This window comes from Pseudomonas sp. B21-010 (genome assembly GCF_024749325.1).
Taxonomy (GTDB): domain Bacteria; phylum Pseudomonadota; class Gammaproteobacteria; order Pseudomonadales; family Pseudomonadaceae; genus Aquipseudomonas; species Aquipseudomonas kilonensis.
Genome location: NZ_CP087198.1, coordinates 3,882,386 through 3,895,789, shown reverse-complemented (window position 1 = coordinate 3,895,789; position 13,404 = coordinate 3,882,386). Strand labels below are relative to the sequence as shown.

The 13,404-nt window shown below is 63.3% G+C and carries 10 protein-coding genes and 1 pseudogene; 8 read left to right on the top strand and 3 right to left on the bottom strand.

The window, feature by feature from the left end:
• Window positions 1-83 precede the first annotated feature (83 nt).
• Complete coding sequence (locus LOY50_RS16960; RefSeq protein ID WP_258688572.1) at window positions 84-1,394, bottom strand: MFS transporter; 1,311 nt, start codon at window positions 1,392-1,394, stop codon at window positions 84-86.
• Window positions 1,395-1,578: 184 nt separating this feature from the next.
• Here LOY50_RS16960 and LOY50_RS16955 point away from each other — a divergent pair, with 184 nt between their 5' ends.
• From LOY50_RS16955 to LOY50_RS16930, 7 genes and pseudogenes are all read left to right on the top strand, one after another.
• The gene (locus tag LOY50_RS16955; RefSeq protein WP_214511986.1) at window positions 1,579-2,703 is read left to right on the top strand and encodes a sugar diacid recognition domain-containing protein; all 1,125 of its coding nucleotides are present in this window, start codon (window positions 1,579-1,581) and stop codon (window positions 2,701-2,703) included.
• A gap of 329 nt (window positions 2,704-3,032) precedes the next feature.
• On the top strand, window positions 3,033-4,169 hold the full coding sequence (locus LOY50_RS16950; protein WP_258688570.1) for a glycerate kinase: 1,137 nt from the start codon (window positions 3,033-3,035) through the stop codon (window positions 4,167-4,169).
• 226 nt (window positions 4,170-4,395) lie between these two features.
• Window positions 4,396-5,166: pseudogene (locus LOY50_RS29160) on the top strand (MCP four helix bundle domain-containing protein); the annotation flags it as partial.
• On the top strand, window positions 5,158-6,021 hold the full coding sequence (locus LOY50_RS29155) for a methyl-accepting chemotaxis protein (RefSeq protein WP_408980869.1): 864 nt from the start codon (window positions 5,158-5,160) through the stop codon (window positions 6,019-6,021). The pseudogene LOY50_RS29160 and the gene LOY50_RS29155, both read left to right, overlap by 9 nt.
• Window positions 6,022-6,062: 41 nt before the next feature.
• The gene (locus LOY50_RS16940) at window positions 6,063-7,247 is read left to right on the top strand and encodes a pyridoxal phosphate-dependent aminotransferase (protein ID WP_258688568.1); all 1,185 of its coding nucleotides are present in this window, start codon (window positions 6,063-6,065) and stop codon (window positions 7,245-7,247) included.
• A gap of 218 nt (window positions 7,248-7,465) precedes the next feature.
• Window positions 7,466-8,167 (top strand): response regulator transcription factor, encoded by a 702-nt coding sequence (locus tag LOY50_RS16935; RefSeq protein ID WP_253475874.1) that lies wholly within the window; start codon window positions 7,466-7,468, stop codon window positions 8,165-8,167.
• 4 nt (window positions 8,168-8,171) lie between these two features.
• Entirely contained in the window at window positions 8,172-9,473 is a 1,302-nt protein-coding gene (locus tag LOY50_RS16930; RefSeq protein ID WP_258688567.1) for an ATP-binding protein, read from the top strand.
• Between the two features lie 83 nt (window positions 9,474-9,556).
• Here LOY50_RS16930 and LOY50_RS16925 read toward each other — a convergent pair whose 3' ends face one another.
• Window positions 9,557-10,198: a DUF1345 domain-containing protein gene (locus LOY50_RS16925; protein WP_253475868.1), complete on the bottom strand. Its 642-nt coding sequence runs from the start codon at window positions 10,196-10,198 to the stop codon at window positions 9,557-9,559.
• Between the two features lie 41 nt (window positions 10,199-10,239).
• Entirely contained in the window at window positions 10,240-10,893 is a 654-nt protein-coding gene (gene pncA / locus LOY50_RS16920) for a bifunctional nicotinamidase/pyrazinamidase (protein ID WP_258688565.1), read from the bottom strand.
• Between the two features lie 430 nt (window positions 10,894-11,323).
• Here pncA and LOY50_RS16915 point away from each other — a divergent pair, with 430 nt between their 5' ends.
• Window positions 11,324-13,402, top strand: a complete 2,079-nt coding sequence (locus LOY50_RS16915; protein ID WP_258688561.1) for a bifunctional diguanylate cyclase/phosphodiesterase — start codon at window positions 11,324-11,326, stop codon at window positions 13,400-13,402.
• Window positions 13,403-13,404 lie beyond the last annotated feature (2 nt).

Sequence of the window (13,404 nt, the reverse complement as noted above, 5' to 3'; positions counted from 1 at the left end):
GATAGCGGTGGGTCAGTCAATATCAATGTTGGCTGATTTGACGCTATCGCGAGCAAGCTCGCTCCCACAGGGAAAAAAGGATGTCAGGCCCGTAGGGTGCGGGTCATGCGCAACGCCAGCAGGCTGCCGCAGACAATCACGCCCGCCAGCAGGTACAGCGCCGCGTCGGTCGAGCCGGTGGCGTCCTTGACCCAACCCACCAGGTACGGGCTCAGGAACCCAGCCATCTGCCCCATGGAGTTGATCAACGCCAATCCACCGGCCGCCGCGCCAGCGCTGAGCATTGCCGTGGGCACCGGCCAGAACATCGGCAGGCCGGTGAGGGCGCCCATGGTGGCGATGGACAGGCCGATGATGGCGATGGCCGGGGTGGTGGCGAAGTTGACGGCGATCAGCAGCCCGACGGCGCCCATCAGCATCGGCACCACGAGATGCCAGCGGCGCTCCTTGTGCAGGTCCGCCGAGCGGCCCACCAGCAACATGAACACCGCCGCCAGCAGGTAAGGGATTGCACTCAGCCAACCGATCACCAGGTTATCGCCAAAACCCAGGCTCTTGATGATCGACGGCAGCCAGAAGTTGATCGCGTACACGCCGCTCTGGATGCAGAAGTACACCAGGCCGAAGGCCCAGATCGCCGGGTTCTTGAACACTGCCAACAGCGAGTCGGTGGCGGTCTTTGGCTTGTTGGCCAGGTCTTCGGCGTGGTCGGCGGTGAGCACGGCGCGCTCCTGGTCGGTCAACCATTTGGCATTGGCGAACGTGTCGCTGAGCAGGAAGAACGCCAGCGCCCCGAGGATCACCGTCGGAATGCCTTGCAGCAGGAACATCCACTGCCAACCCGCCAGGCTGCCCTGGCCGGCCGCGAAGTGGTTGAGGATCCACCCGGAAAACGGACTACCCAGCAGGCCGGACACCGGGATGGCCGACATGAACAACGCCATGATTCGGCCACGTCGGAACGTCGGAAACCATTGCGAGAGATACAGCACTACGCCAGGGAAGAACCCGGCCTCGGCGGCGCCAGTGAACAGCCGCAAGGTATAGAACTCGGTGGGGGTGGTGACGAACAGCAGGCACGTCGAAAGGGTGCCCCAGGTGATCATCATCAGCGCGATCCAGCGCCGTGGGCCGAATTTGGTCAGGGCCAGGTTGCTCGGCACGCCGCACAGCACGTAGCCGATGAAGAAGATCCCGGCACCGAGGCCGTACACGGTTTCGCTGAATTTCAGGGCGTCGAGCATCTGCAACTTGGCAAAGCCAACGTTGACCCGGTCGAGGTAGTTGAACAGGTAGCAGATGAAAATGAACGGGATCAAGCGCAGGGTGATGCGCTTGTAGACGGTATTTTTTTCGTCGGGGGTAGCCAGGAGGGCTATTGCGCTCTGGGACATGGCGGGTCTCTCATTATTATGATTTTTGCGAGCCAAGGGGTAACGTTGACCGCCCCTTGAGTCTCGGCCAGCCCAGGGGCCCGTGTCTTTGTGCCAGAGCACAGGGTTTGAATGCAGACCCTGTGCGCCTGACCAAACCCATGCCTGAAACAACAATTCACGCCGCTTGCAAGGAACACCGCCCATGTTCGAACTCGATCACGACCTGGCGCAGGACATCGTCGACCGGGCGATGGCGATCCTGCCGTACAACGTCAATGTCATGGACAACCAGGGCTTGATCCTCGGCAGCGGTGAGCGCGAGCGGGTCAACACCCGTCACGAGGGCGCGCAACTGGTTTTGGCGAACGGTCGGGTGGTGGAAATCGACGAGCACACCGCGATGCACCTCAAGGGCGTGCAGCCGGGGATCAACCTGCCGCTGATGCTCGATCAACGGCTGATCGGCGTCCTGGGCATCACGGGTGAGCCTGCGCAACTGCGCACCTACGCCGAGCTGGTGCGCATGACCGCCGAGATGCTGGTGGGCCAGCGTAACCAGCAGGCCGAGCAGCAATGGCGTCGCCAGCGCTGTGATGACTTGCTGGCGTTGCTGCTGGGCGATGCCGGGGATTCGCCACGGCTGTTGGACGAAGCCCGGCAGATGGGCCTCAAACCGCAATTGTCGCGGGTGCCGTATCTGTTCGAACTGGGCCTGGAACATGGGCCCGGGCAGACCGTCGAGACGTTGAGCGCGTGGTTGATGTCGCGCTACCCGGACAGTTGGTGCCTGACCTCGTCCAAATCATCCTTGCTCTGGTGCCGGCCGGTCACCGCCTCGGTGGAGAACGAGCGGCTGCTGGGCAAGCTCGATGGGCTGGGCTGGAACATCCTGCGGATCGCGGTGGGTGGGCAGGCTGAAGGGTTGGCGGGCTTGCGGCGTTGCTATCGGCGGGTGGCTGATCTGCTGGCCTATGGGCGTGATGTGTTGCCACAATCGCGCCTGCTGGCCCTCAGCCGTTATCGCCTGCCGGTGCTGCTCTGGCGCCATCGCAGCGACGATGCCTTGGACGAATTGCTGACCCCGTTGCGCAAGGTCATCGCCAAGGACAGCAACGGCCAGTTGCTCGCCACCTTGCGCAGTTGGTGCGAACACGACGGCCAGAGCCAGGCCTGCGCCGACGCCCTGGGTATCCACCGCAACAGCCTGCGCTACCGCATGGAACGCATCGCCGAACTCAGCGGCGTGGACCCGTTGCGCCTGGATGGGATGCTGGCGTTGTACCTGGGGGTGCAGCTGCTACCGCAGACCGCAGATACACCCACATAACCCCCTTTGGGTTCACAACTACCCCTGTGGGAGCGAGCTTGCTCGCGATAGCGGTGTGTCAGCTTGCATATGTATTGGATGTGCCACTGTCATCGCGAGCAAGCTCGCTCCCACAGGGGATTTTGTCCGGGCACAGGTTTTATATTCACTGGAGACCCAGTGTGGGAGCGAGCTTGCTCGCGATGAGGCCGGCAGCCTCAACCCGAATCTCTCGGCCAAACCAATATTTGTGAATTTGAACAATAATGCCCGGTGCCTTTTGTGCAGCGGACCGGCGTCACGGCTGCGGTCAACTGGCAGCATGCTGTGCATCGGAACCGGAGAATAATATGAAAATAGTCATCGCCCCCGACTCGTTCAAGGACAGCCTCAGCGCCCAGGGCGTCGCCGATGCCATCGCCCTGGGGCTGGCCGAGGTCTGGCCGGATGCGCAGTTGATCAAATGCCCGATGGCGGACGGCGGGGAGGGGACGGTGGAGTCGGTGTTGGCGGCCTGTCACGGTGAGTGGCGCCACACCCGGGTCCGCGGTCCGTTGGGTGTCGCTGTCGAGGCGCGCTGGGGCTGGTTGGCCGAGAGCCGCACCGCGATCATCGAAATGGCCGAGGCCAGTGGCTTGCAACTGGTGCCGCCGGAGCAACGCGACGCCTGTTCCAGCAGCACCTACGGCACTGGCGAGCTGATTCGCGCTGCCCTCGATGAGGGCGCCGGCCGGGTGATCCTGGCGATCGGCGGCAGTGCCACCAACGACGCCGGGGCCGGTGCGATGCAGGCCCTGGGCGTGGTGTTGCTGGATGTCCAGGGCCAACCCCTTCCTCCCGGTGGCCTGGCCTTGGCGAACTTGTCGCACATCGACCTGAGCGACCTCGACCCACGCCTGGCCCGGGTCAGCTTCGAGATCGCCGCCGATGTCGATAACCCGCTGTGCGGGCCCCATGGCGCTTCCGTGATCTTCGGTCCGCAGAAGGGCGCTTCGGCGTCTCAAGTGCAGGCGCTGGACCGGGCCCTGGGGCATTTCGCCGAACACTGCGCACGGGCGTTGAACAAGGATGTGCGCGACGAGCCGGGCAGCGGCGCCGCCGGTGGCCTGGGGTTTGCGGCCAAGGCGTTCCTGGGCGCGCAGTTTCGTACCGGCGTGGACGTCGTCGCCCAGTTGACCGGGCTGGCCGAGGCGGTCAACGGCGCCGACCTGGTGATTACCGGCGAAGGCCGTTTCGACGCCCAGACCCTGCGCGGCAAGACCCCCTTCGGCGTGGCCCGCATTGCCCGCCAGCACGGTGTACCGGTGGTGGTCATTGCCGGCACGCTAGGGGAGGGTTACCCGGCGCTGTATGAACACGGCATCGACGCTGCCTTCGCCCTGGCCAGCGGGCCGATGACCTTGCAGCAAGCCTGCACCGACGCCCCGCGCCTGCTGAGCGAGCGCGCCCGGGACATTGCACGGCTTTGGCGGGTGGCGGCGCGGTAAACCCAACGGACACAAGCATGCTTGGACATTGGACCAGGAGCATGGTGAACCTGTGGCGAGGGAGCAAGCTCCCTCGCCACAAAAAAGCGTTTAGAAATATTTTTTTACACTCGCCCTGCGCAAACCCTAAAGCCCAGCCGATAACGGGTTAAGCGTATACCACCCATAACTCCAATCGGTGCGCTTGCCAGCATGGACGCTCGACCCAACATTTCGAGGTCTTTCCATGTCCCTACGCAGCCTGAATATCGCGCCACGAGCCTTTCTCGGCTTCGCCGTCATCGCGTTGCTCGTCGTTATCCTCGGTGTTTTCGCCGCCAACCGCATGTCCGTCATTCGCCAGGCCTCGCTGAGCATGGAGCAGAACCAGGTGCCCAGCGTCGGCTATCTGGCCAATGTGCTGGAAAACGTGCTGCGCATGCGCATTCTCTCGTTCCGCATCCTGGTCAACCGGGACCCTGCCAGCTTGACCGAGGCGGAGAGCCGCATCGGCGTACTGACGGAGAAACTGAACAAGGCCAACAGCGGCTACGCCGCGCTGCCGGCCACCCCCGAAGAAGTTGAGTTGTACAAAACCTTCTCCGCGACCCTCGAGAAATACCTGCAAGACCAGAAGCAGATGCTCGACCTGTCGCGACAGAACAAGGCCGATGAACTGCGCACCCACATCAATACGCGGATCAAGGAAGGCACCGACCTGATGGGCGAGCAACTCAACAAGCTCATCGCGATCAACGTGGCCGGTGCCAGCGAAGCGTCGGCCAAGGCAGGTGAAAACTACAGCAGCGCCATCACCGGCATCATTATTGTCTCGATCGCCGCCGCCCTGGCCACCGTGGTGCTGGCCTTGCTGCTGACCCGCAGCATCGTCGCGCCGCTCAACCGGGCACTGGAGGCTGCGCGGACCATTGCCAGTGGCAATCTGGTCCAGGTCATCGAGGACGATGGCAAGGATGAGCCTGGGCGCTTGCTCCAGGCCTTGGCCGCCATGCAAGGCAGCCTGCGCCAGACCATCGAGCAGATTGCCGGTTCGGCCACTCAACTGGGCGCTGCGGCGGAAGAGCTGAGCGCCGTGACCCAGGAATCCTCCCGCGGCCTGCAACAGCAGCACAACGAAATCGAACAGGCGGCCACGGCCGTCAACGAAATGACCGCCGCGGTCGAAGAGGTGGCCCGTAACGCGGTGTCCACCTCCGAGGCGTCGAACCAGTCGACCCAGGCCGCCCAGGAAGGCCGCACACGTGTGGTGGAAACTGTCGATGCGATCCAGACCATGACCCACGATGTGCAGGCCACCGCTTCGATGGTCGAAGGCCTGGCGGTCCAGGGCCGCGACATCGGCAAGGTGTTGGACGTGATCCGCGCCATCGCCGAACAGACCAACCTGCTGGCCCTCAACGCCGCCATCGAAGCCGCTCGCGCCGGGGAGGCCGGACGCGGTTTCGCGGTGGTGGCCGACGAAGTCCGGGCCCTGGCCCATCGCACTGCGCAATCGACCCAGGAAATCGAAAAAATGGTCGCCGGCATCCAGAACGGCACCGGCCAGGCCGTGCAGTCGATGCAGCAAAGCAACCAGCGTACCCAAAGCACGCTGGAAATGGCCCGCGCCGCCGGCGTGGCCCTGGAGCAGATCACTCATTCGATCCACCAGATCAACGAACGCAACCTGGTCATCGCCAGCGCCTCGGAAGAGCAGGCCCAGGTTTCCCGTGAGGTGGACCGCAACCTGGTGAACATTCGCGACCTGGCCACCCAGTCGGCCAGCGGCGCCAAACAGACCAGCGACGCGACCCACGAACTGTCGCGCCTGGCGGTGGGGTTGAATGCGATGGTGGCGCGGTTTGTGATTTGAGATAGGGTTGAGGCTGGATATCGCGCAATCAGGAGAGATACATGCGCTTCTCAGCTTTGACCCAACGCATCACCGGCGATGGTGCCGCCGCCTGGCAGATTCATGACCGGGCGCTGGCCATGCGCGAACAGGGCATGGATGTGTTGTTGCTGTCAGTAGGTGATCCGGACTTCGACACCCCGTGCGCCATTGTCGAGGCCGCCGTCGCCAGCCTGCGGGCCGGTGAGACCCATTATTCGGACAGCCGAGGCCTGCACTCCCTGCGGGCCAGCATTGCTCGCCGACACCAACAACGTAGCGGCCAACCGGTGGGCGCCGGGCACGTCACGGTGCTGCCCGGCGCGCAAAGTGCCCTCTACGCGGTCGCGCAATGCCTGCTCAACCCTGGCGACGAAGTCATCGTCGCCGAGCCGATGTATGTCACCTATGAAGCGGTGTTCGGCGCCTGCGGAGCGAAAGTGGTGCCGGTGGCGGTCCGCCCGGAGAACGGTTTTCGGGTCGAACCGGCGGACGTTGCCCGTCTTGTGACCCCACGTACCCGGGCGATGCTGATCAACAGCCCGAACAACCCGTCCGGCGCCAGCCTGCCAATGTCCACCTGGCAGGCATTGGCCCGGTTGTGCATCGAACATGACCTGTGGCTGATCAGTGACGAGGTCTACAGCGACTTGCTCTACGACGGCGAACACATCAGCCCGGCCGGGCTGCCGGGCATGGCCGAGCGCACCGTCACTATCAACAGTTTGTCCAAATCCCACGCCATGACCGGTTGGCGCGTCGGCTGGGCCATCGGCCCTGAACCCCTGGCCGAACACTTGGCGAACCTGTCGCTGTGTATGGTGTTCGGCCTGCCGGACTTCGTGCAACGCGCAGCCCAGGTTGCCCTGACGCGGGCGTTGCCGGAAGTGGCGCAGATGCACGAGGAGTACCGCCAGCGCCGGGACCTGGTGTGCGCCATGCTCGACGACAGCCCGGGCCTCAAGTCGGTGCGGCCCGATGGCGGCATGTTCGTGATGGTCGACGTGCGCCGGACCGGCCTCGACGCCCAGGCATTTGCCGAGCGGCTGCTGGACGACTACGGCGTCTCGGTGCTGGCCGGCGAGGCGTTCGGGCCCAGTGCGGCAGGGCATATCCGCCTCGGGCTGGTGGTCGATCAGGTGAAGCTGACGGATGCGTGCCAGCGGATCGCCTCGTGTGCGGCGGATTTGCTGCGGGCCCAGCGGTAACGTTTTGTAGTGGCTGTGTGAAATTGTGTAAGGGTTTTGCTCGTGGATGAGCGAGGGCGTATATCCTTGGCAGCTTGAGATTTTCTGCGCCCGTGGTATCGCCATCGCGAGCAAGCTCGCTCCCACAGTGGTTTTGTGTAGTACCAAAGACCTCTGTGGGAGCGAGCTTGCTCGCGATAAGGCCCTGCCAGGCGCCACAGCACTTTCTGGAAACACCCATGCCCAACATCCTCCTGGTCGAAGACGACTGCGCACTCTCCGAACTGATCGCCAGTTACCTGGAACGCAACGGCTATCAGGTCAGCGTGCTCAGCCGTGGCGATCATGTGCGTGAGCGTGCGCGGGTCGATCCGCCGGACCTGGTGATCCTCGACCTGATGCTGCCGGGGCTGGACGGCTTGCAGGTCTGCCGCTTGCTGCGGGCCGACTCGGCGACCTTGCCGATCCTGATGCTCACTGCCCGGGACGACAGCCACGACCAGGTCCTGGGCCTGGAGATGGGCGCCGATGACTACGTCACCAAGCCTTGCGAGCCCCGGGTGTTGCTGGCGCGGGTGCGTACCTTGTTGCGCCGCAGCAGCCTTACCGAGCCGCAGACGGTCAACGACCGTATTGTCATGGGCAACCTCTGCATCGACCTGTCCGAGCGCACCGTAACCTGGCGCGGACAAGCGGTGGAGCTGTCCAGCGGCGAATACAACCTGCTGGTGGTGCTGGCCCGGCATTCCGGTGAAGTGCTGAGCCGCGACCAGATCCTGCAGCGCCTGCGCGGCATCGAATTCAACGGCACCGACCGTTCGGTGGACGTGGCTATTTCCAAGTTGCGACGCAAGTTCGACGACAACGCCGACGAAGCCCGCAAGATCAAGACCGTGTGGGGCAAGGGTTATCTGTTCAGTCGTTCCGAGTGGGAATGCTGAGCCGATGTGGAAGCTGCTGATTCGCCTTTACCTGGTCACCATCGTTTCCTACAGCGCGGCGATCTACCTGATGCCGGAACTGGTTATCCGCCTGTTCCAAGACCGTTTCATGACCTACAACCTCGATTATTCCCGTGGCTTGCAAACCTTGATGGTCAAGCAGTTCCGCGCCGTGCCCAGCGAGCAGTGGCCGGCGCTGGCGGCGCAGATGGACAGGGAGTTCGAGCCGCTGCGCATCGAGCTGGCGGCGGTCGATGACGGCGGCTTCAGCGCCGATGAGCAGGCGCGTCTCAAACGCGGCGAGAACGTGGTGCGTATCGGTGACTGGGCCTGGCGCACCTTGGCGGCGGCGCCGCTGGACGGGCGCACAGCGGTGAAGATGGTCGTGCCGCCGGACCCGGCCGACGTCAGTTGGTTGTACTGGAGCATCAACGTGTTGATCGGCGCGACGATGCTGGCCTGCCTGTTGCTCTGGTTGCGGCCGCACTGGCGCGACCTGGAACGCCTCAGGCGTACCGCCGAACGTTTCGGCAAAGGTCATCTGGGTGAGCGTACGCACATTGCCTCCAGTTCGAACATCGGCAGCCTGGCCCACGTGTTCGACACGATGGCGGGGGACATCGAGAACTTGCTCAACCAACAGCGCGACCTGCTCAACGCCGTGTCCCACGAACTGCGCACGCCCCTGACGCGGCTCGACTTCGGCTTGGCCCTGGCGCTTTCCGATGAGCTGCCGGCGGCCAGTCGCGAGCGCTTGCAAGGGTTGGTGGCGCACATTCGTGAGCTGGATGAGTTGGTGCTGGAACTGCTGTCCTATAGCCGTTTGCAGAACCCGCAACGCCTGCCCGAACGGGTCGAAGTGGCATTGGACGAGTTCATCGACAGCATCCTGGGTAGCGTCGACGAGGACCTGGCGGCGCCGGACGTGGTGATCGACGTGCTGCTGCATGGGGCGCTGGAGCGTTTCGTACTGGACCCACGCCTGACCGCACGGGCCTTGCAGAACCTGCTGCGCAATGCCATGCGTTATTGCGAAAAACGCATCCAGGTGGGCGTGCTGGTCAGTGATCAAGGCTGTGAGATCTGGGTCGACGACGATGGCATCGGCATTCCCGACAGCGAGCGCGAGCGCGTGTTCGAGCCGTTCTACCGTTTGGATCGCAGCCGCGACCGCGCCACCGGCGGGTTCGGCCTCGGCCTGGCCATCAGCCGCCGGGCCCTGGAAGCCCAGGGCGGCACACTGACCGTCGAGGCCTCGCCACTGGGTGGGGCGCGCTTCAGGCTGTGGCTGCCAACACCATCCTGAGGTTGTCACTCTCTATTGCTTGACGCTGACCCTGTGGCGAGGGAGCTTGCTCCCGCTGGGCCGCGAAGCGGCCCCAATGCTTTTCACCCAAACAACCCCGCCGCAATATTGATCGAAAACCCCAGGATCGCCGTGTTGAACACAAACCCGATCAACGATTGCGCCAGGACGATCTTGCGCAATTGCCGCGTGGCGACGCCCACGTCCGCGGTTTGCACCGCCACGCCGATGGTGAAGGAGAAATACAGGAAGTCCCAATAGTTGGGTGTGGTCAGCCCTTCGGCAAACCGCAACGCCGGCTCCTTGCCTTCCCAGGTGTAATACAACCGCGCGTAGTGCACGCTGAAGATCACCCCGATCAGCAACCAGGAACCGATCACGGTCATTGCCGTGAAACCGTAATGCAGCAGCTTGCCGGCGGCGTCCAGGTCGCGGCTGCCGGCCAGTTCGAAGGTGATGGTTGCCAGGCTGGCCAATGCCGCGATGCAGACCACCAGCAGGACCAGCCCGGCATTTTCATCTTCGATTTCGGCGATGCGCCGGACGTCGGGCGCCTTGGCCCGCACGGTCAGCCAGGACATCAGCACCAGGTAGGTCCAGACGCCGACATTCCAGCCGATCAGGATCTTGCTGATGATCGAGTCCACGGGAGCCAGGATACCCACCGCCAGGCCAAGGACCGTGGCGCTGGACAGACGCGGGTGGGTGCGGGCGAGGAAGGGCATGGAGACTCACTGTCCAGAGGGGAGGCGGCTAGTATGAGCGATCAAGCGAAGGGGCGACCATCTATCGCGCTGGACTCGATCAATTGCACGCCCGCTTCCTGCATCCATCGGATTGCCGCCTCCATCGAGCCATCGATATCGATGCCCCGGCAGGCATCCAGTATCACCACCGCATTGAACCCCGCCAACCGGGCATCCAGCGCCGAGAACATCACGCAGAAATCCAGGGCCAGCCCCACCAGGTACACGGTGTCGATGCCGCGTTCCTTGAGATAGCCGGTCAAGCCGGTAGGGGTCAGGTGATCCGCTTCCATGAAGGCTGAATAGCTGTCGATGTCCGGGTTGCAGCCCTTGCGGATGATCAGCTTGGCATGGGCGAGGTCGAGTGCCGGGTGCAGCGCGGCGCCGTTGCTGCCCTGTATGCAGTGGTCGGGCCAGAGTTTCTGCTCGCCGTAGGGCAATTGGACGATGTCGAACGGTTGCTTGCCCGGATGGCTGGACGCAAACGAGGCGTGCCCGGCCGGGTGCCAGTCCTGGGCAAGGACGACGTGCCTGAATGAATGGCCGAGTTGGTTGATCAGCGGCACGATCTCATCGCCGCCTGGCACGGCCAGTTGGCCGCCGGGGATGAAGTCGTTCTGTACATCGATTACTACCAGCGCGGTGGTCAAAGCCCGGTTGGCGGGAACGCCCATGAATGAATCCTCCTTGAAGTGATTCTTCGATAGTAGCTGAACCGCTTGGGCCAGGTGCGTAGACTGACGCACCGCCATCGCGAGCAAGCTCGCTCCCACAGGGGGCTCAGGGGTCATGGGTTTTGCATTCACCGCAAGTCCATTGTGGGAGCGAGCCAGCTCGCGATGGCTGCGGCACATTCAACATTGATGCAAGCTGACACACCGCTATCGCGAGCAAGCTCGCTCCCACAATGGAACTACAGTGAACACAGGATTGATGGTTTACAAAAAATATTCTCCCTGCTGGGGATAATGTCTTTCGTCGAAAACATTCCAGCTTTGATGGCTTTTTGACATTTGCTTCGTGCGTCCCTGTCACGATTAAGTACAATCGCCGGCCTTCAACCGGGCATGGAAGCAGTCCGGTCTCCAGTTACGAGAAAAAACCATGCTCATCGGCAGTTATTCCCCCGCCCTTGTTTCGATTTCCTTGTTTGTTGCTGTGCTGGCTTCCTATACCGCCCTGGACCTGGCCGGGCGGATCGCGACCGCCCAGGGGCGCGCCGCGCATTTGTGGATGACCGGGGGGGCGCTGGCGATGGGGGTGGGCATCTGGTCCATGCACTTCATCGGCATGCTCGCGTTCAGCTTGCCGGTGGAGCTTGGCTACGACGTATCCATCACCGCGCTGTCGCTGCTGGTCGCGATTCTTTCCAGCGGTTTTGCCCTGTGGCTGGTCAGCCAGCCACGATTGCCAGCGTGGCAACTGGCGTTCGGCGCGCTGATCATGGGCGCCGGGATCAGCACCATGCATTACACGGGCATGGCCGCACTGCGAATGCAGCCAGGCATCGACTATGAGCCGACACTGTTCGGGGCTTCGTTGGTGATTGCGGTCGGCGCTTCAGCGGCGGCGTTGTGGATTGCCTTTCGCCTGCGCCAGAACACTCCCCACGTGCGTCTGGCTCGTGCAGGCGCTGCGGTGATCATGGGTATCGCCATCGTCGGCATGCACTACACCGGCATGGCCGGGGCGCGGTTCAGCGACGGCAGCTTTTGTGGCTCCCTGGACGGCTTGAGCGGCAAGGGCCTGGACAATCTGGTGTTGATCACCACCCTGGCGGTGCTGGCCATCGCCTTGCTGACGTCGATTCTCGATGCGCGCCTGGAAGCCCGTACTGCGGAGTTGGCCCAATCGCTGACCCTGGCCAACCGGGAACTGACCCAGTTGGCCCTGCACGACCCCCTCACCGGACTGCCCAACCGCGTATTGCTGGCTGATCGTATCGACCAGGCCATTCACCGGGTGCAAGGGCAGGGCGGCTGCTTCGCCCTGATGTTCATCGACCTGGATGGTTTCAAGCCGGTCAACGACGCCTTTGGTCACCACATGGGCGATTTGTTGCTGCGGGACGTGGCCCTGCGCCTGCGTGAAGACCTGCGCAGCCAGGACACCCTGGCGCGGATCGGCGGTGATGAGTTCGTGCTGTTGGTGCAACTGACTGAACCGGACGATGCCTTGCAACTGGCGGCACGTCAGGTCGGCTTGATCGCACGTACGTTCCGGGTGGCTGAGCATGACTTGCAGATCTCTGCCAGCGTCGGCATCGCGGTTTACCCTGGCAACGGCCAGAGCGCCGACGAACTGTTGATGAACGCCGATGCGGCGATGTACCACGCCAAGGGCGCCGGCAAGAACGGCTACAGCTTTTTCGACGTGTCGATGAACAGCAACGCCCGCAAGCAATTGCAGTTGCTGCAAGACTTGCGCATCGCCGTCGAACAGCGGCAATTCAGCCTGTACTACCAGCCCAAGTTCGATGCCGCCAACGGCCGGCCGGTCGGCGCCGAGGCCTTGTTGCGCTGGAACCATCCGACCCTGGGCCTGTTGATGCCCGACACCTTCATCGACCTGGCGGAAAAGACCGGGTTGATCATCCCCATCGGCGAATGGGTGTTGAACGAAGCCTGTCGGCAGATGCGCGAATGGTACGTGCTCGGTTATACCGATTGGCGCATTGCGGTGAACCTGTCGGCGTTGCAGTTCTGCCATACCGGTTTGGTGCAGAGCGTGGCCAAGGCCTTGGAAACGCATCAGCTGCCGGCCAACAGCCTGACCCTGGAAATCACCGAGACCACCGCCATGAGCGATGCGGACGCGAGCATGACGGTGCTGCAACAGCTCTCGGACATGGGCGTGGACCTGTCCATCGACGACTTTGGCACCGGCTATTCGAGCCTGATGTACCTCAAGCGGCTGCCGGCCAATGAGTTGAAGATCGATCGCGGCTTCGTGCGTGACCTGGAGCACGACAGCGATGACGCGGCGATCGTCTCTGCCATCGTCGCCCTCGGCCAGGCCCTGGGCCTGCGGATCGTCGCCGAAGGCGTGGAGACTGATATGCAACAAGACTTCCTGACCCAGTTGGGCTGCGATTCGCTGCAGGGCTATCTGCTGGGGCATCCATTGCCGGCTGAGCGGTTCATCCACGACATTCGCCAGGCGCAACGGATAGCGGCGGGCTGAGC

Bases quoted from the DNA above. Each gene is read 5' to 3' on its own strand.
- LOY50_RS16925 (WP_253475868.1), bottom strand. From the start codon at position 10,198: ATGCCCTTCCTCGCCCGCACCCACCCGCGTCTGTCCAGCGCCACGGTC.
- LOY50_RS16960 (WP_258688572.1), bottom strand. From the start codon at position 1,394: ATGTCCCAGAGCGCAATAGCCCTCCTGGCTACCCCCGACGAAAAAAAT.
- LOY50_RS16955 (WP_214511986.1), top strand. From the start codon at position 1,579: ATGTTCGAACTCGATCACGACCTGGCGCAGGACATCGTCGACCGGGCG.
- LOY50_RS29155 (WP_408980869.1), top strand. From the start codon at position 5,158: ATGCAAGGCAGCCTGCGCCAGACCATCGAGCAGATTGCCGGTTCGGCC.
- LOY50_RS16950 (WP_258688570.1), top strand. From the start codon at position 3,033: ATGAAAATAGTCATCGCCCCCGACTCGTTCAAGGACAGCCTCAGCGCC.
- pncA (WP_258688565.1), bottom strand. From the start codon at position 10,893: ATGGGCGTTCCCGCCAACCGGGCTTTGACCACCGCGCTGGTAGTAATC.
- LOY50_RS16935 (WP_253475874.1), top strand. From the start codon at position 7,466: ATGCCCAACATCCTCCTGGTCGAAGACGACTGCGCACTCTCCGAACTG.
- LOY50_RS16915 (WP_258688561.1), top strand. From the start codon at position 11,324: ATGCTCATCGGCAGTTATTCCCCCGCCCTTGTTTCGATTTCCTTGTTT.
- LOY50_RS16930 (WP_258688567.1), top strand. From the start codon at position 8,172: ATGTGGAAGCTGCTGATTCGCCTTTACCTGGTCACCATCGTTTCCTAC.
- LOY50_RS16940 (WP_258688568.1), top strand. From the start codon at position 6,063: ATGCGCTTCTCAGCTTTGACCCAACGCATCACCGGCGATGGTGCCGCC.